This window comes from Nostoc sp. PA-18-2419, assembly GCF_005869855.1.
Lineage (GTDB): Bacteria > Cyanobacteriota > Cyanobacteriia > Cyanobacteriales > Nostocaceae > Nostoc.
Map to the genome: position 1 here is coordinate 185,751 of NZ_SZNH01000007.1, position 18,746 is coordinate 204,496.

Annotated in this window: 13 protein-coding genes; 4 read left to right on the forward strand and 9 right to left on the reverse strand. The window is 39.0% G+C overall.

All coding sequences use genetic code 11. The features are described from left to right. Window positions 1-93: 93 nt before the first annotated feature. From FCR06_RS09905 to FCR06_RS09930, 6 genes are all read right to left on the reverse strand, one after another. Entirely contained in the window at window positions 94-3,270 is a 3,177-nt protein-coding gene (locus tag FCR06_RS09905) for a peptidase domain-containing ABC transporter (protein ID WP_138499074.1), read from the reverse strand. Between the two features lie 85 nt (window positions 3,271-3,355). Further along, window positions 3,356-3,955 carry a helix-turn-helix domain-containing protein gene (locus FCR06_RS09910; RefSeq protein ID WP_138499076.1) on the reverse strand — a complete coding sequence of 200 codons (600 nt, stop codon included), beginning with the start codon at window positions 3,953-3,955 and terminating at the stop codon, window positions 3,356-3,358. 1,756 nt (window positions 3,956-5,711) lie between these two features. Further along, window positions 5,712-6,014, reverse strand: a complete 303-nt coding sequence (locus FCR06_RS09915) for a hypothetical protein (protein ID WP_138499078.1) — start codon at window positions 6,012-6,014, stop codon at window positions 5,712-5,714. Window positions 6,015-6,207: 193 nt separating this feature from the next. Then, window positions 6,208-6,444 carry a 50S ribosomal protein L28 gene (gene rpmB / locus FCR06_RS09920; protein ID WP_138499079.1) on the reverse strand — a complete coding sequence of 79 codons (237 nt, stop codon included), beginning with the start codon at window positions 6,442-6,444 and terminating at the stop codon, window positions 6,208-6,210. A gap of 190 nt (window positions 6,445-6,634) precedes the next feature. Continuing rightward, window positions 6,635-8,623 (reverse strand): molecular chaperone HtpG, encoded by a 1,989-nt coding sequence (gene htpG, locus FCR06_RS09925; protein WP_138499080.1) that lies wholly within the window; start codon window positions 8,621-8,623, stop codon window positions 6,635-6,637. A gap of 219 nt (window positions 8,624-8,842) precedes the next feature. Continuing rightward, the gene (locus FCR06_RS09930; protein ID WP_138499082.1) at window positions 8,843-9,484 is read right to left on the reverse strand and encodes a class I SAM-dependent methyltransferase; all 642 of its coding nucleotides are present in this window, start codon (window positions 9,482-9,484) and stop codon (window positions 8,843-8,845) included. A 487-nt stretch (window positions 9,485-9,971) separates the two neighbouring features. Here FCR06_RS09930 and FCR06_RS09935 point away from each other — a divergent pair, with 487 nt between their 5' ends. Continuing rightward, window positions 9,972-10,844 (forward strand): peptidoglycan recognition family protein, encoded by an 873-nt coding sequence (locus FCR06_RS09935; protein ID WP_138499084.1) that lies wholly within the window; start codon window positions 9,972-9,974, stop codon window positions 10,842-10,844. A 25-nt stretch (window positions 10,845-10,869) separates the two neighbouring features. Here FCR06_RS09935 and FCR06_RS09940 read toward each other — a convergent pair whose 3' ends face one another. Together FCR06_RS09940 and ribBA are read right to left on the reverse strand one after the other, a co-directional pair. Continuing rightward, window positions 10,870-11,226: an AAA family ATPase gene (locus FCR06_RS09940; RefSeq protein WP_317616811.1), complete on the reverse strand. Its 357-nt coding sequence runs from the start codon at window positions 11,224-11,226 to the stop codon at window positions 10,870-10,872. Between the two features lie 209 nt (window positions 11,227-11,435). Next, the gene (gene ribBA / locus FCR06_RS09945; RefSeq protein WP_138499086.1) at window positions 11,436-13,109 is read right to left on the reverse strand and encodes a bifunctional 3,4-dihydroxy-2-butanone-4-phosphate synthase/GTP cyclohydrolase II; all 1,674 of its coding nucleotides are present in this window, start codon (window positions 13,107-13,109) and stop codon (window positions 11,436-11,438) included. 445 nt (window positions 13,110-13,554) lie between these two features. Here ribBA and argC point away from each other — a divergent pair, with 445 nt between their 5' ends. Continuing rightward, window positions 13,555-14,613, forward strand: coding sequence for an N-acetyl-gamma-glutamyl-phosphate reductase (gene argC, locus FCR06_RS09950; protein WP_138499088.1), 1,059 nt, complete (start codon window positions 13,555-13,557; stop codon window positions 14,611-14,613). A 72-nt stretch (window positions 14,614-14,685) separates the two neighbouring features. Here the strand turns inward: argC and eno are convergent, their stop codons facing one another. Then, window positions 14,686-15,975 (reverse strand): phosphopyruvate hydratase, encoded by a 1,290-nt coding sequence (eno, locus tag FCR06_RS09955; protein ID WP_138499090.1) that lies wholly within the window; start codon window positions 15,973-15,975, stop codon window positions 14,686-14,688. Window positions 15,976-16,429: 454 nt separating this feature from the next. On the opposite strand from eno, the gene FCR06_RS09960 reads away from it, so the two are divergent. Both FCR06_RS09960 and FCR06_RS09965 read left to right on the forward strand, forming a co-directional pair. Beyond that, the gene (locus FCR06_RS09960; RefSeq protein WP_138499092.1) at window positions 16,430-17,821 is read left to right on the forward strand and encodes a serine/threonine-protein kinase; all 1,392 of its coding nucleotides are present in this window, start codon (window positions 16,430-16,432) and stop codon (window positions 17,819-17,821) included. A gap of 356 nt (window positions 17,822-18,177) precedes the next feature. Further along, window positions 18,178-18,702 (forward strand): COP23 domain-containing protein, encoded by a 525-nt coding sequence (locus FCR06_RS09965; protein ID WP_138499094.1) that lies wholly within the window; start codon window positions 18,178-18,180, stop codon window positions 18,700-18,702. Window positions 18,703-18,746 lie beyond the last annotated feature (44 nt).

Here is an 18,746-nt window from a genome sequence, read left to right on the forward strand (position 1 = left end):
AATAAGGATTTGAACTTCATTAATGAGGATTTGAACCTCATTAATGAGCCTTTGAACTTCATTAATGAGCCTTTGAGGGAAATATACGAGTATCTATTTTTCTTCAGCTCCAGCCACTAGTCCCCTTCCTAGTTGTTGCTGATTAAGATAGAAATAATGACCTTTTTTGGCGATTAATTGCTCGTGAGTACCGCTTTCAACTAAGATCCCCCGATCTAAAACCAAAATCAAGTCAGCATGACGCACAGTAGAGAGACGGTGAGCAATAATCAAACTTGTGCGTCCTTGGAGAATTTTTTTGAGGTTGTTTTGAATAATCCGCTCAGATTCAGCATCTAAGTGACTGGTTGCTTCATCTAATACCAAGAAAGAGGGATTTCCAAGCAAAGCACGAGCGATCGCTAGGCGTTGGCGTTGTCCACCAGACAGCATACCTCCACCTTCACCAATTTGGGTTTCGTAGCCCATTGGCATTTGCACAATAAACTCGTCTGCTCCTGCTAGACGCGCCGCTTCAATCATTTCTTCTTGGGGAGCTTCTGGATGAGCAATGCAAATGTTGTCCCGAATTGTACCGCCAAATAAAAATGTATCTTGGTCTACAACACCAATTTGAGAACGGAGCGATCGCAGGGAAATATTAGTTACATCTTGGGCATCAATTAATACTTTGCCATCTGTCGGCAGATATAGTCCTAAAATCAATTTTGAAAGGGTAGTTTTACCAGAACCACTACGCCCAACAACTGCAACAGTTTGCTCGGGTTTTATTTCAAAATTGAGATTTTCTAACACATTGATATCGCTTTCTGAGTGATAACGAAAAGTCACATTTTCAAATTTAATATGACCATTTAAATGACTTAAAGACTGGCGGGGTTGATGTTGTAAATCTTCTTCTGGTTCTGCTTCTAAGACATCATTAATACGTTCTGTAGAAATAATCACTTCTTGTAATTGATTCCACAGTACAACTAGCCTTTGGAAAGGTCGAATGATGTTACCTAACAGCATATTAAAAGCGACTAATTGTCCGATAGTCAGTTGGTTTTGAATTACTTGCCATGCACCAAACCAAAGTAATCCCGTAGTTACCAGCGATTCGATACTAGAACTGAAAACTTGAAGTTGGTTACTAATTACTTGTCCGCTAAAAGTCTTTTTAATAACATTATTCAGCAGTTCTTCCCAATGCCAGCGTACTGTTTGCTCAATTGCCATTGAGCGAACTGAGCGAATACCAGTGAGGGATTGAATCAGATAACTGTTCTCTGTGGCTGAGGCATTAAAAACTTCGCGGCTGATGCGACGTAAAAAAGGTGTAGCAATCAGTGCTAAAAGGACAAAAGGCGGTATAATTGCCAAGCTGAATAATGCCATTTGCCAGCTATACCAAAACATCAATCCCACATAGATAAATACTGTTAGCAAATCTAAAATAATAGATAGTGCTTCTCCAGTTAAAAAGCGCTGAATTTTTTGATTTTCTTGGACACGAGAGACAATATCGCCAACATAACGCGACTCAAAAAAAGCTAAGGGTAAACGAAAAGTATGTTTGATAAAACCTACCAAAAGTGCTAGTCCCAGGCGATTTGCTGTGTGATCCAATAAATATTGCCGTAGTCCGTTGATTGCAACGCGAAAAAAACCAAAAATTAGCAACCCTAAACCAACAGCATTTAAAGTTAGAGTGCTACCTTGGACAATCACTCTATCTAACAGTAATTGAGTAAATAAAGGTGTAACTAATCCAAGTAACTGAATTAATACCGAAGCGATAAACACTTCTATCAATACTTGGGAGTGAGGTTTAACTAAATCAAAAAACTGCCAATATGGTGTAATTAATTCTTGGGTTTCTCTGAGTAAAGCTGTGGGTTGTAATAACAAAGCATAACCACTCCAACCAGCTTGAAATTCACTAGGAGTCAGGCTGCGTTGACCGATGGCGGGGTCACCAACAATTACACGCTTTTTATTGACTTCATAGACAACAATATAGTGCTTACCTTCCCAGTGAGCGATCGCTGGTAGCGATTGCTGTGCTAATTTATCCAAGCTGGCTTTCACCGGACGGGTAGCAAAGCCAATACTTTCTGCGGCTGCTGTTAAACCTTGTAATGATGCGCCACTGCGGCTAATGTTGCTTAAATCTCGTAAACGGTTAACACTAAAGCGCTTCCCCCAATAGCGACTAATCATCACCAAGCAAGCTGCTCCACAGTCTGAGGCGCTTTGTTGTTCAAAGAACGGATACCGTTTAGTCAAACGCCCAAACAAATGTCTAACCCTTACCTTTGGACTGGGAAAGTAAACTCGTTGTCTGTTTTTCTTTTGTTTCGGCTCGACATTGGGGATTAGGGATTGGGGAGTTCGCGGCTTCCTCTGGGAATTAGCACTAATGGGTGTTGGGGAAGGTGGGGCCCCCTTTGGGGATAAGGGGTAATGGGTATTTAGTATTGGATATTGGGAAAAACTTTCCCCATTCCCTAATGTCTGCTCCCTACTTTTTTGTCCAGCTTGACGCTCTTGGAAATTTATTAAGTCTGCTAATTGGGGCCAATGTTGTAGTGCTGTTTGCCAATCGGCATTGCTCAAACTGTAAGCGATAGTTGGTTGCGCTACCTGCCAATTTCCATGTTTGGGATTTAGGTAGATGTTTCCAGGTGTCAATTTTCGTCCACTGGAATCCAACATTTCTCCTCGGTAAAGTAACCAAAGCTTAGTATCTTTGGTCAGATTAGTATTTAAAGAACCACTCTCTAAATTGTGGCGATGAAATAGGGATAGTGCTTTTAACATCTCCTCCATATAACCATTACGTCCCATTAATAAATTTTCGGAACATAACAGCAGCAAATCTCTAATTTCGGCGCGTTTCAAAAGGCGATCGCGGATACTCAGCGATGTGGAAATTACCTCTTCTAAATTTTCTCCTCTGATATAACAAAGATTTAAATTTACTGAGGCTCTAGCAATATAAGGGCTAAATTTTTCTTGGGGAAATAAAGTCAATTCGCCAAATGAGGCTCCAGACAAAAGGCTAGTAATTAAGTTATTAGAACTATCTAGCAGTCTGGCTTTACCACTCAAAATGATAAAAATTCCTGGCTTAGCTGTGGTTGCTTCCCAGAACTGCTTTGCTACAGGTGGTTCAATAATTTCTAGAACTTGCAGACACCGATAAATTTGTTCATCTGACAGCGACTCACCCAAACTTTGGGTGAGTTTTTCAGCTAAATATTCCTGAGAAAACGCTGACGGCATTTTCTATCCTCCAAAACAGTATTTAGGCATTGAGTATGGAGCATTGGTCATTAGTCAATAGACAAATGACCAATGAAAAATGACTTTAGTTGTTAGTCTGAATTAAATTAAAAGACCAATGCATACTAGCTTCAGAGTTAGATTGCAAGTCAGAAATTATAATGCCAGCATCCTTATTTTGGTCAATTTCTTGGGACTGCAAGTTCTTGCGTTTGGTAGAAAGTCCCATTTGTTTGAGTAAACGATTAATATGGCGATCGGTAATTACAATGCCAAATTCATTTGCTAAATGTTTGCTCAACCATTGAGCTGTCCAGTAAGTAAATGCATAGCCATATTCACGGGGACTATTACTGACTAATTCTTTTAAACGTTCAATATAGCGATCATTAACAGTTTTGGGTCTACCTATAGGTCGCTCATTCCATTTATGCGCTAAACCTGCCTCTGCTATGCCAATCCAGTACCGTGCCATTTCCTGCGAACAACCTAAAATTTCACAGATTTGGCTTTGAGATTTACTCATATCCGCCAATAACATAATTTCAATCCGCCGACGATATTCTGGCTGTAAATTAGCTTGCAAATTTTTTAGCAGTGCTTTCCGTTGAAAAGGTGTTAAAAACTTGCTTTCGTGCATGTCATAGTTTTCAGAAGCGTTGTTTTGTCCGGAGTATTCTGACATAGTTATTACCAGTTGCCGTCAATTATCAAATGTGGGCAAAGTTCTTTTTTGCAACTGTTTTTCAAATCCTGATATACAGCTGCAAAATTAATTAGTCTTAGAAAATTGATTAAATATTTACCTGGTGTGCAAATAATGCTAAAAATTACTTCGCTAATATCCTCAGAAATTAGCTGAATATTGGTATCTTTAGTGAGCTGATACAGCAGATTTCAAAGAAGGTAAAATATACAATTATTCGTCTGGTAAACAGGTATTTGGAGCGCCAGATAGCTTTCAGATCTCGAACTTCTCTCTCTGTTCTGATTTCCGCTCTAATAATCAAATCTCGATGTCAATGGTCTTTACTTGGAATAAAAACTATCAGCTATATCATCTGATTTTCATTATGTCTATCGAGCAAAATATTGCAGCTAAATCATACTACAAAGTTAGCAGAGTAATATCCTCTGCAAATAGTAAGTAGCCTTGACAAAACTATCTCTCAGACATAACTTTTATTTGCGTTAATAAACAGCAGTAAAACAATTTTTGATTTTTTATCTGGATTGATTACGCTCACAAAAGGCGCAAACACTAAAAATCAAAATTGTCACACTTATTGGTAAAACACTTAAAACCAGTAAACTACTCACTGGTTAAATTCCAAAATTAGACAGACTTTCCTAAAGCCCAATGTAGTAATGGTGTTTATTAAGATCATTCGCCCCTGATTGATGGTAATAGGCAAACACTTTCGAGCCTTGGGGTAGCCCTTATTTTGATGGATTTTACTAAATTCTGCAATACGGGTTTTGAGGTCAACCTGCTCAGAGTTTTGATTCCCAAAAAGAGGTTGAACTTGTTTCGTTAATTAAAGTCTAAAAACAGTCAAGGTCAGGTGTGAGTCACTACAAATCTACTTCTTATTCTACCTTAAAAGTAGTTATTTTTCATCAGTAGATAATAATAGATTTGAACATATATCGAATAGAAAATCAATAAAAAAGTAACAACTATTCCAGTTTTTCATCTACTGTTATTTATTTAAAAATATTTCTATATTTAGTCAATAGTTTTTATAAAAAATAAAATATTATTTATAGAATATTAACAATAACTTTATATTGCACACTAATAAAAAAATAATGACTTTATGTCTTAAATTTTATATTTAAAAATAATAGTTAATTTGAAATTTCTTATCAAATCTCATCTTTAAATATATAAGTATTCTATTTAATTTTTGAACACAATTTTGTCTAAGCCATTTGCATTTTCCCTGGCTAGACACTAAGTTTAAAATCAAAGCAGGTTAGATAAATTATTTGCTAATAAGTTACGATATAATCATTCAATTTATAGCAGGTTGACATCTGTCAATAGAAATAAAAATACATCTATTAATATCTGCTATATTTCTTATATCTATATCTATCTTGAGGATGAAAATAATTTTTATTGCTGGGGAACATTGCCAATACTTCTTAAAGTTAGAGTTAAAAAATCTAACTATGGTCGAATGTGATTTTAGACAAATAGTAATGGTATGACATTCCTAGAGGACTGGGTTTGAATTAAGAGTTATCAGCACCCAGCTTTGCAAGTTTCTCTCCAAGAGAGTAGAAGCTACTGATTCAAGCTTAGTTACACTGTTCCTGATTTTTTGGATACATAGCGTATTACTATTGTAGTATTAATATTTATAATAGTAAAATCTAAATAAATAGGCTTTGCTAATATTTAATCTCTTTCACCATTCTCAATAATCGATGAGTTATGGCGTAACTCCCGTAATGTACGAAAACCAGTACATTCGAGGCGTTAAATTCCAAATAAAATAATTTTCTTCCGTATCAGGAAATGACTGAAGACAAATTGTAGTAAAAGTAGAAACTAAATCAGGAACCGAAACCTCTGGAGATTCCAGGGGTTTTTTTTTAGATTGCGCTTTTTTCTGTGGCAGCGAGCCGAACCAGACACTTGCATAAATTTTAAGTAGCCGATTACCGCTAACCACAAGCTTTTGCGTCCGTTGAGCATTCGACAATTTTAGCAATGAACCAACAAAAATTGTCACAGCCTCTTAGCCAACTAGAGTAAGCTAAATTTAAGTTTGAGCAACTGGGAGTGAAGATGATGTTGTTGGAACTAAAGCGCATCCATATTCCACCGGGACAAAAATATAAAAATTAGGGTAATACAAATATACTACCCTAAAAATCACCTGTATTCTATCTTACGAGAGTTTCAGGTTTATAAATCCAGATTAATTAGTAATGATTCAAATTAATACCAGCTTCTTTTGCCATTGCTTCTAACCCTTTAATTTCTAGGGATTTGATTGCTTTTGTAGACAGCTTTAATTTTACCCAGCGATTTCCACTCTCCCACCAAACGCGCTTTATTTGTAGATTCGCGTGTTGAAGGCGTTTAGTACGGCGGTGCGAGTGGGAAACAGAATAAGCGTTATTTGCTTTCTTACCAGTTAGTTCACAGCGACGAGACATAGCAACTATCTCCAGATTGTTATTTTAGTACAGCCTTTCCATTTTAGGACTTAGGCAACAGAAGTGGAGAGGGGATAAGGGAGATGGGGAGATGGGATGATGGGGGAGTGTGGAAAGTGTGGGGAGAGAGGGGCAAGATTTCTTCACATTTTCCCACACCTCCCACACTTCCTGTTTGCCCCATTCACCACTATTTACTAGCTTGTTCCGTCAGTTTGGTAAGTACTTCATTCGATCGCTCAACAAAAGATTTCATCCCATCAGCGTCAAAACCTTTTTGAGACATCAACGCTAAATCGTAGACATGCTGGCAAATCAATTTTACTAATTGATCTGTAGGCGATTGACCATCACCTTGAATAATACTGCCTTGGCTAAGATGTGCCAGATTTTGAATCAATGGGTGAGCTGTATTCACTAGCAAAATGTGGTCTTCGGGAAATTCTGCTGTCTGCTGCTGCATCATAGCGTTCATTTCTCGCAAGCGGCGGAGAATCTCTGGTAAAAGTACCATCGCCGGCGGTGTTCCTTGGGGATCGTCTGATTTCAAGGCTTCGGTGCGGATSTTGAGTTTAGGTTTGTTGAGGGATTTCTCAAATAATTCTTTGACAGTCTCACTGCGAGTTTTGTTGGTTTTGGGATCAACAATTTCCGTAGCTTTGTCTTGTTCTAAGAGAGTATTATCTAGGTCGGAGTCTACCCGTGTAAACTTGACATCATTATATTCACGCTCCAAGAAGTTGATGAAATGGGTATCGATGAAGGAGTCCATAAACAGGACTTCTAAGCCTTGATTTTTGTGTAGTTCTATGTATGTAGATTGGGTTGCTTGATCAGTGCTATAGAAAACCCGGTTTTCATGGCGTTCTTTATTGCGTTCTAAGTATTCTTTGAGCGTGGTGTAGGGACTAGTGGGTGCTGAGTTTTCACTATTAGCTGTGGGAGTGACATCTTGCCAAGCATCCCCTTCAGCAGATTGTACTTCAACTGCTGGACTTTGGGCTGGAGGTTTTTCTGTCAGCTTAGCAGTGGTGCGAAAGATGATGATGTCTTCGATTTGTTTTTTGAATTTGTCGTCGTTAAGAACGCCAAACTTGACGAAAGTACCGAGGTCTTTCCAAACACTAGTATATTGTTCACGGTTGTCGCGGAAAAGTTCTTTGAGGCGATCGCCGACTTTTTTGGCAATGTAATCCCCTATTCGCTTCACAGTGCGATCGCCTTGCAATGCACTCCGAGAGACGTTCAAGGGGATATCCGTGCTATCAATTACACCCCGCATCGGCATCAAAAATTGCGGAATAATTTCTTCACAGTTGTCGCTAACAAAAACTTGGTTGCTGAATAGCTTAATCTGCCCTTTGGTAACATCTACATCCGGCCTCATTTTGGGAAAATACAAAATCCCGTTGATGATAAACGGATAGTCAGTATTCAGATGTACCCACAACAATGGTTCTTCTTGAAAAGGATACAGATAGCGGTAAAACTCTAAATAATCTTCTTGAGTGAGATTAGTCGGGGACTCTCGCCACGCTGCTTTTTGCTTATTTAATACTTCCCCATCCAGCTTAATTGGTACTGGCATGAAGTCGCAGTAGGTCTTGACAAGATTTTTAATTCGTGATCCTTCGAGAAATTCTTCCTCTTCTCCTTGCAAGGTGAGAGTAATAGTAGTGCCGCGAGTTGTCCGGGATGACTCTTCTAGGGTGAATGCAGGAGAACCATCGCAAGTCCAGTGAACCGCCTGCGCTCCTTCTCGGTATGAAAGAGTATCAATTTCTACCTTTTGTGCCACCATGAAGGAGGAATAGAAGCCAAGACCGAAGTGACCGATAATCGGTTGATCTGATTTGCCTTGATACTTATGAATAAATTCTTCAGCACTAGAAAAGGCAACTTGATTAATATATTTCTTGACTTCTTCCGCGGTCATCCCGATACCATTATCGGAGATCGAGAGTGTCTTGTTATCTTTGTCAATCGCAATTACGATTTCTGGTTCGTCTAAGTCTCCAGTGTAATCTCCAGCGCGGGATACCATTTTCAGCTTTTGGATGGCGTCTACAGCGTTGGATACCAGTTCCCGCAAGAAGATTTGGTGATCTGAGTAGAGCGACTTCTTGATGATCGGGAAAATATTCTCAGTATGAATACTGATAGTGCCTTGTTCTAACATAATTCGTAATCTTTGATGTTAGTATCTGAAATGATCATATTGCCCTCTGCTTCCAAGGATAAACCCGGAGAACACATGAGAGCATGATACCAATTAGGATTTTAAAAGCATAACTTAAGCGATCGCTGCTTTTTTGAGCATTGTTTGCCCCCATTTTCTGATTCGGATTTCCCTACTTCCCACTCTCAATACATTTATTACCTTAGTTAAGACTGCTGTCTAAGTATTATGAGAATTTTTTTCTAATACCAAAAAATAATGATAAGGATAGGTAGGATCGATAAATTCTTGCTTAACAGTTAACCCAGCTTTGGCAACGGAGTTTAAAATCAGTTTCTTGGGATATCCTTTCAAACCCATTTCCCAGTAATGCTCGTTACATACTGGTGTTGTACTCCAAAATTTTGGCACATTCAGTAATAAATGCCTTGGTCTACCTGAGAAGGAAGTTTTAATTTGAAATGCCAAATATTGAGTGCAATAGGGAATTGAAATCACTAAAAATTTGTTTGTTGCTTGTGCAAGTTTTTTCAGGGCTTGTTCTGACTGTTCATAAGGGAAATGTTCCAATACTTGAAACAAAACAATCGCATCAAATTTATCTTTTGGCAAAGAAAAATCTGTGGTCAGATCCAAAATCATGTCTGGCTTGAGGTTGGGGTCAACATCGGCTGTAGTAACGTTGTATCCATTGTTTTTCAAGAGGTCTGTTAACAACGAATTAAAAATCCCAATTTCCAAAACATTTTTTACCTGATTACCCAGAGAAAAAATTAGACGTAATTGGTGGTGGTAACTGATAAGCCGATTTTTGGATAAATATTCTGAATTCCTAATATCTAACGAGGTGATGAGTTGCATAAATAACGCTTACCTAATCTGGTGGTGTGATAGCAGTCGGTATACAACTACAGGGTTCCCAGAAAAATACTGAAAATAACAGCACCATAATTTTGACCATATTTAAATAGTTCCGCAGACAGAGGAAGCTTCTTAAACAATTACCTAGAATTCCAACATATACTAGTAACGTATTTGTCACTAAAATTAAGGTACATAGAGATTATTTTTTGGATACCATAGGCAGTAGGGTAACATAGCTAGCTATACTATCCTACGAGAATAAGCCAATTCGCCTGAATAAGTGTCAGGCATTTGATAACAATTTTTCAATTGTTAAGAAAGATGTAACTAATGGATAGCTCTTGTATGTCAAAGGTTTCCAGAGCAAAAGTTTGAGCAGAGATTTTTTTGTATCAAAGCTTTTCAAAACAGAGGTTTTTCAGATTCCCTAAAAAGTTCATTTTAGCTATCAGTTAATATCTACGATTGTACGAGTATAAGGAAAATGAGGTTTACAGACTGGGTGACTAGAGTAATGCTGATCTCGTTGATATTCGCCGCTCTAATGATAGTGCTGCTTATTGGACGAGGAAGACAAGTACAAAATAATACAATTAGACTTATTAATACATCAAAACCAGAGGTTACAGTTTGGAGTCAATATCCGCAGGCGCAATTCCAATCGGCTAAAGAACCAAAGCAGAAATCTGAAGATGTTCTTAAGTCTCCAGTCAAGATGAATCAGCCTGTAGGAAGGTATGTAACCACTCAAGCTTTTGCATATTACAGACCTCATTACCAAATTGTTTCAGTTGACCCTACTAACTATGGAGAACGTTACACCACAGATGCGAATGGTAAACTTGTCCATAATCAACCAATTATCGTCCTTCATGAAACTGGTTATTCAGCTTCCAGCGCGATTAATTTTTTTCAAGTAGCTCATACTGATGAAAACGTGCAAGCAAGTTACCATGCTTTAATCAAGCTAGACGGGACGGTAATTTATTTAGTACCACCAGAAAAGCGAGCTTTTGGTGCAGCTAACTCAGTATTTGAGGGTTCCCAGGGTTTAGAAACTGTGCAGACTAATCCGAATTTGCCGGCGTCTGTGAATAATTTTGCTTATCATGTTTCTTTAGAAACACCGCCAGATAGTTATGACAGTAATAGCCAAGAAACCCACAGCGGCTATACAGAAGCTCAATATAATTCTCTTGCTTGGTTAATTGCTCAAAGCCAAGTTCCAGACGATCGTATCACTACCCACAAACTAGTAGACCGTTCTGGTAAAAAAGTTGATCCGATTAATTTTGATGGTAATAAGTTTCTAAATTTACTTAATATTTACCGTCAGGTCAGACCAATTTATAGATGAAATAAATCAACAAATCATTAATCATTCATAGATTTTCCTTTTGGCATAATCCTTTGATACTTAGCCCATTAATAAAAGGAATTCCACCATACCTGCCTTGGAGATAACCTTTTTGTGATGATTCGTCTTCACGAGATCGAAAATCTGATAATGAATATAGCTTGGTCATACTTTTATCTTTTTCAGTAAACCATACTTGATCTCGGCTTAGCATTTTTGCATCTAAGAGTATGGTGTCATGAGTTGTAAATATTAATTGAGCATTATTTTTATTAATTTTTGGCTCGTTAAACATTTTAACTAATGTTTTGGAGAGGATTGGATGTAAACTTCTATCTAATTCATCTACCAAAAGTACTTCTCCGTATTCTAATACATACAGTCAAAGCCCAGCCATTTCAAATAAACGTTGTGTACCATCATATTTATCATCCATATCAAATTCTATTTCTTTCTCAGAGTTATAAGCAGTATTTTTAAGCTGGATTATTAATTTAAGCATATAAGCATCATAAACAAATAGCTCTAGCTAAAGAGCTAGAGCTAGATGATAAATTCAGATAAATGCTACCAATATGAGGACATATGTCCCTATTTGCTAAAGCTATAAATTTGCTGTGTCTCCAAGCGATCGCTAATTGCTGAAGGCAGTGTACCATCCGAGAACATCTGCCGATCTAGTTGGACTTGTAAATTACTCAAAGGATCGCAACCAGAAGAAATCAGAAATTCTAGATTTTGGATGTATGGTAAAGTTGCTAGTTGATCCAAAATTTGGAAAATTGCTTGTAAGTAAGGATGACCACTTTGGCGATACCAGTCAGAACTAGCAACTTTTGGTTGATCGAAACCCAAGTGTACTGTTAAAGATGGCTCGTTAAATAGAGCGATCCCTAAAGGACGCGCCTCTTCCTGCAATAATAAATCGTGGCTTCTTGCTAAATGTCGCAGTTTCTCTAAGCGTTCATAACGTTTTGTCACTAACTGGGGATCGTCTTGCCAGTGAATTGCTACTGTGACCAGATAAGTTTGTAACAGCATGTGACCCAGCTTTTTAGCCTTTGTTGCCAGGTAATAAGAATTGTAGTCATTGGCCTCAATTAATAATGGCACGCGATCGACTACTTCTAACCCATAGCCCTTGACTCCAGCAATTTTACGAGGATTATTGGTGATTAAGCGAATTTTTTTGACACCTAAATCCATCAGCATTTGTGCCCCCATGCCGTAATCTCGCAAGTCAGCAGGAAATCCCAAACGCTCGTTGGCTTCGACTGTATCCAGTCCCATATCTTGCAACGAGTAGGCTTTGAGCTTATTAATTAAGCCGATTCCCCGCCCTTCTTGCCGCAGGTATACAACTACACCTTGACCAGCATTCTCAATCATTTTCAATGCTGCTACTAGCTGCATTCGACAGTCGCAGCGCAAAGAACCCAAAGCATCACCAGTTAAGCATTCTGAGTGCATCCGCACCATCACCGGCTCATCTTTGAAGTTAGCCGGATCGCCCTTGACAATTGCGACGTGTTCTGTATTATCCAAGGTATGGCGGTAGGCGTAAATTTCAAACTGACCGAACTGACTAGGCAGCTTAGTAATCACCTCACGATACACCAGGCGATCGTGCTTGAGGCGATAACTGATTAAATCTGCAATACTAATAATTTTTAAATTGTGATGCCTAGCATATTCAACTAACTGCTGCAACCGCGCCATTGAACCATTAGGGTTTTGAATTTCACAAATTACCCCAGCTGGGTATAACCCTGCTAACCGAGCTAAGTCCACAGCCGCTTCTGTATGTCCTGCACGTTTGAGTACGCCTCCAGCCTTAGCTCGAATTGGAAAAATATGTCCAGGACGACGTAAATCTGTAGGTTTTGTGGCTGGATTGAGAGTAACCTGGATAGTGCGAGCGCGGTCTTCGGCTGAAATGCCTGTAGTCACGCCCAAATCTGAACCAGCATCAATACTCACAGTGAAGGCAGTTTGGTTAGTATCTGTAATATTGCTTACCATCAATGGTAAGTCTAATTCATCTAAGCGATCGCCCATCATTGCTAAACAAATTAATCCTCTGGCTTCCACTGCCATAAAATTAATCATGTCAGGTGTGGCAAATTGAGCAGCACAAATCAAATCGCCTTCATTTTCTCTATTTTCATCATCCACCACGACAATGACACGACCAGCTTTTAGGTCTGCCAAGGCGGCATCAATCGGATCGAATTGAAATACTTGGGTAGTCTTAGGCTGTGACACAGAAAGATTTCCAGCTACCAACGTAAATTTTTTTAACAATTTCTTCTTTTAGATTGTAGCTCCTTTATAAGGCAGAGAAGTAGACTAGCAATGATTTGATAACATGGCAAAAATTTTTGCCACTATGGGGGAGATGTAGTTCGACTTCTCTACCAGACGCTACGCCCAGCCTTGCTTAAGAGCAGGGGTACGCTCACCAACCGGAGGATAAAGAAGTATTTTCTTGCTTAGGGATTTCCAGAGAATAAATTATCTCTCTTGTGGAATAGTCATCTTGCCCGCCCTGAATATAGGACAGGTGAGGACACCCATCCCACAAGAAAATTTGGGATATTTTTTATTTTGTCAGTCCCTTATCTGTCCCTATGTTTCATCTGCGTCTGGTGGCTGATATTGTTGATAGCTGAGAACGAATTAACCATTCATGGGATAAGGATTTGGGATCATGGGCAAATTTAGACGCGTACCCGTTGGGATTGTTGGCGCGTCGGGCTATGGCGGAGTACAGTTAGTACGGCTACTGATGGATCATCCAGAAGTCGAACTGGTTTATTTAGGTGGTGAGAACAGTATTGGAAAATCCTTAGGGGATCTTTACCCACACTTGGCTCACGCAGCTAATCTGCCAATAGAGGCCGTAGAACCAGAAATAATTGCTCGCCGCTGTGAAGTAGTTTTCCTATCTTTACCAGATGGTCTGGCTTGGCAAATTACGCCCATGCTATTGGAAAAAGGATGTAAAGTACTGGATCTAAGTGCAGATTATCGATTCAGTGATTTGACAACTTATACAAATTGGTATGGCATAGAAAGAAGCGATCGCACAACAGCTGCAATTGCTGTTTATGGATTACCAGAACTTTATCGCGATCGCATTGCCGAAGCTCAACTTATTGGCTGTCCTGGTTGTTATCCCACTGCGAGTCTGCTTGCAGTTTCACCACTATTAAAACAAGGCTTAATTATTCCAGAAACAACTATCATCGATGCCAAGTCTGGTACATATGGCTGCGGACAGCAAGCCAAAACCAACTTATTACTAGCTGAAGCAGACAACTCCATTGCAGCTTACAACGTTGGTCGTCACCGTGATACCCCAGAAATTGAGCAAATTTGCAGTGATTTAGCTGGTCACGAACTGACGATCCAATTTACACCACACCTGATCCCAATGGTACGTGGTATTTTGGCAACTGTATATGCTAGAATGCGCGATCCCGGTCTTGTACGAGATGATTTAATTACAATTTTTTCCGCTTTTTACCGCAACTCTCCTTGGCTAAAAGTCTGCGGTAGCGGCGTTTACCCCCAAACAAAATGGGCTAATGGCAGCAATCTTTGTTATATCGGTGTAGAAGTTGACCCGCGCACAGGTCGGGTGATTGTCATATCAGCAATTGACAACCTGATAAAAGGGCAAGCGGGTCAAGCAATTCAGTGTTTAAACCTGATGATGGGCTGGGATGAAACCTTAGGGTTGCCTAAGTTGGGGTTTTATCTATAAATGGGTATTGGGTATTGAGAAAACTTTTCTCTAGTCCCCAGTACCCAGTCCCTAGTCCCCAGTACCTAGTGCCTACTTCGGCCCCAAACCTACAGCACCAGCATACACGGCGCGATCACCTAATTCATCTTCAATTCGCAACAAGCGATTATATTTTGCTACCCGTTCGCTGCGACATAGGGAACCTGTTTTGATTTGACCAGCACGGGTGGCTACGGCTAAATCGGCGATGGTTGTGTCTTCAGTTTCACCGGAACGATGGCTAATTACTGAGCGAAAACCGTTACGAGTTGCTAAGTCAATTGTTTCTAAGGTTTCCGTGAGCGAACCAATTTGATTGAGTTTAATCAAAATGGCGTTACCAGCTTTTTCTTGGATACCCCTTTGTAAGCGAGTAGTATTGGTTACAAACAAATCGTCTCCAACTAACTGCACCCGCGAACCTAATTTTTGGGTGAGCAATTGCCAACTTTGCCAATCTTCCTCGTGTAAACCATCTTCAATTGAGACAATGGGATACTGGTCAACTAGTTGCGCGAGGTAATCAATAAACTCGCTGGGCGCGTGAGGCTGACCATCATAAACATACTGCCCATTCTTGTAAAACTCGCTAGCCGCCACATCTAACGCCAAAGCTACTTGCTCTCCTGGCTTGTATCCAGCTTTCTCAATAGCAGCAACCAGCAATTCCAAAGCCACTTGATTGGACTCTAAGTTAGGAGCAAAGCCACCTTCATCGCCTACCCCAGTCAGCAAACCCTTCTCGTCTAATACTTTACTCAGGGTAGCAAACACCTCAGCACCCCAGCGCAAGGCTTCTTTGAAGGAAGTCGCCCCAATTGGGACAATCATAAATTCTTGAAAATCCACGTTATTTGCGGCGTGCGCCCCACCGTTAATTACATTCATCAACGGTACTGGTAATAAATTTGCCAAAGGGCCACCCAAATAGCGATACAGGGGAATTGCTAAAGATTCAGCACCAGCCTTGGCTGCGGCGAGGGAAACTGCCAAAATCGCATTAGCCCCTAAATTGGATTTGTTGGCAGAACCATCGATCGCAATCATTGTGCGGTCTAATAGTTCTTGGTTGAGAGCATCCAAGTTGAGCAATTTTGGGGCAAATACCTCTTTAACGTTTTGCACTGCCTTGAGGACTCCTTTGCCGCCGTAACGGCTTTTATCGCCATCACGCAGTTCGTGGGCTTCAAAAGAGCCAGTAGAGGCACCGCTAGGAACCTGTGCTAGTCCTACAGCGCCGTTGGCTAAATGCACTTCGGCTTCAATTGTTGGTCTACCGCGTGAATCGAGAATTTCGCGAGCTGCGATCGCTTCAATGGCAGTATCTAGAAGATTACTCATTTGTATTTTGTCCTTTGTTCAAGTGTCTTAGCATATAGTCCACTGGCCTAGCCCAATCGTAAGCATAGGCGTTTAAAGACCTTTGTCGGCTGAGATTAAAGAATATTTCCAGAGATTTTGTCAATGAATTTTTAATTTTATATTTTTGAGTCAACTTGCTTTCATATCCCAATTTTCACTGTTATTCTTCAATCAATAAGTAAAATAAAATACTTTTTTATAAATAACAATACGGTTAAACAATGTATTAAATATATAAATATAGGACTCCTATTTGATTGCGTCAAAGAACTCGCTATCAAACTGACTCAGCTGATTTTCCATTCTCTACTATGTGTTGAGAACAAATAAGTTCAAAAATCAAAGTTGATTGCTATAGTTACAATTACTTATACTATGTACAAATAGTATTCCATATCAAAATTCAGATGAATTGAACATACTTGTAAATCTGATGATAGGCAAAATCCTAGATGGACGCTACGAAGTTATCAGCAAACTGGGAGAAGGTGGTTTTGGTGCTACTTACCTAGCTATTGATAGGAAATTGCCTGATAAAGACCAGTGTGTTGTTAAGCACTTCTCGCCGAAAGCAACAGATACAAATACTTTGTCCCATGCGCGACGGTTATTTGAAAATGAAGCTAAAGTACTCAATCGCTTAGGGAATCACGACCGGATTCCACGTTTATTGGCGCATTTTGAAGAAGACCAAAACTTTTATTTAGTTCAGGAGTTTATTCCTGGGTATGATTTGAGTCGTGAAATCAATCGTCACAAACAGTGGAGTCAAGAAAAAGTAATTGTGCTGTTGGAGGATATTTTAGAGGCATTAGAGTTTTTGCATCAGCATCATGTCATCCACAGAGATATTAAGCCATCGAATTTAATGCGCCGCCAACAGGATGAAAAGATTGTTCTGATTGATTTTGGAGCAGTCAAACAAATCAGTTCTCCAGCAATCAATACTCAGGGACAAATGACAGCAACAGTTGTAGTTGGCACACCTGGTTATATACCCAGTGAACAAAGTCAAGGTCAGCCCAGGCTATGCAGTGATATTTATGCAGTCGGAATCATTGCGATCGAAGCCCTGACTAATTTAAATCCGATGCAATTACCGAGAGATAATCTTACAGGTGAAATTATCTGGCATCAGCAAGCACAGGTTAGCCAACAGTTCGCAGAAATTATTGAGAAAATGGTCAAGTATGACTTTCGACAAAGATATCAATCGGCAACAGAAGTATTGCAAGCACTACAACAATTTAAAGTAGGTAATCATCCTCAAAAATCGATTTGGCGCAAGGCTATTATTGGTTTAGGAATGGCTACCGCAGCCACCATCATTGCTTTTTTTATCTTCATACCTCGTAATCAAAGTTTATTAGATTATAATAATATTCCTTATGGCATTAATATCAAATATCCAACTAATTGGCAAAAAACTGGAACTCCAGACCACATTACAGGTAATGTGGTTAAATTTATATCGCCAAAAGAAAATAATACAGATATATATTTAGAAAATGTCAATTTAATTGTTGAAGAATTACCAGAAAACCATCAAGAATTAGAACAATTTACTAAGTTTTTTTTAGATGAAATTCAGCAGTCTTATCCAAATAGTAAAATTAGTGAAAAGGGTAAAACCCAACTAGCCAATCAACCAGCTTATCAAGTTAGTTACACTCTTGAAGAAGAAGGAATTAATATTAAACGCTTGCAAGTTTGGACAATCAAAAATAATAAAGCTTATATCATGACTTATACAGATAATGTTACTAAATATTCTGAGCATCTTCCCACAGCACGAACAATAATTAATTCTTTGGAAATTAAGTAACAGGTTTTTTATCAAGTAAATCTCAAGTAGGGTGCGTTAGGTTAAAACCATAACGTACCACGTTATTGACGGTGCGTTAAGCGCTTTAATCATGTTTTTCGTGAAAAATCAGGTCAAAATCTGCTCTTAACACACCATACATAAATTTTATTTCTATTTTATAAGTAAGCTCTAACCACTGAGATTAATGGTGCATCGCACTGCGCTATAAGCCGACAAATTTAATTGACGAATGACATTTACACGTAAATAAATATTTACATGAATTTATGATGTAGTAATGTAATATCTTTTTAATTTTGTGGTAAATACATAGTATCTATGTATTCATAAGAATTAAGTGAGAACTACCGACGATGAAACCCCAGTTATTTTTACAAGTACTAACGGCAGGTACAATTGTTCTGAGTAGTATTGCTAGCATCAATCCACCTAGTTTGGCTCAAGCTCAAACTTACTTTTGTGAAAAAAGTAATGATGGCGTATGGACTACATATGCTAAAAACTACAACAATAAGAAGATTCCTATTATTCGCTGGGTTAAGACTTTAGGGGAATATACCCCAAAAGTGCGCTGTCAAAACGTATCTTCCAGATTTCAAAAGGCCTATGAGAAAGGTGTTTTGAATTACCTGACATCTGGTATTTCTAATAATCAAGCTGTGATTTGTGCAGCTGGCCAATATGGTGGCCCTTGTAGTCAATTACTATTTACACTCAAATCCTATCAAGACGCCAGTTCAGTACTTCAGAAGCTTGTAGAAGTTGGTTACCGGGCTCGTGGGCCCATTCTTCAGTCTGAAGATGCTTCTTCTCAAGTATACATAGATATGAGTATGTTACTGAATGAAAAAGCAGCACAGGGACAAAATTCATACTAAATTTAGTAAGTAATCGGATGCTCGTTTAAGCATATTTGTATAGA

Coding starts and splice junctions, on each gene's coding strand:
- FCR06_RS09905 (WP_138499074.1), bottom strand. CDS start 3,270: ATGCCGTCAGCGTTTTCTCAGGAATATTTAGCTGAAAAACTCACCCAA.
- FCR06_RS09910 (WP_138499076.1), bottom strand. CDS start 3,955: ATGTCAGAATACTCCGGACAAAACAACGCTTCTGAAAACTATGACATG.
- rpmB (WP_138499079.1), bottom strand. CDS start 6,444: ATGTCTCGTCGCTGTGAACTAACTGGTAAGAAAGCAAATAACGCTTAT.
- FCR06_RS09930 (WP_138499082.1), bottom strand. CDS start 9,484: ATGCAACTCATCACCTCGTTAGATATTAGGAATTCAGAATATTTATCC.
- FCR06_RS09935 (WP_138499084.1), top strand. CDS start 9,972: ATGAGGTTTACAGACTGGGTGACTAGAGTAATGCTGATCTCGTTGATA.
- argC (WP_138499088.1), top strand. CDS start 13,555: ATGGGCAAATTTAGACGCGTACCCGTTGGGATTGTTGGCGCGTCGGGC.
- eno (WP_138499090.1), bottom strand. CDS start 15,975: ATGAGTAATCTTCTAGATACTGCCATTGAAGCGATCGCAGCTCGCGAA.
- FCR06_RS09960 (WP_138499092.1), top strand. CDS start 16,430: ATGATAGGCAAAATCCTAGATGGACGCTACGAAGTTATCAGCAAACTG.
- FCR06_RS09965 (WP_138499094.1), top strand. CDS start 18,178: ATGAAACCCCAGTTATTTTTACAAGTACTAACGGCAGGTACAATTGTT.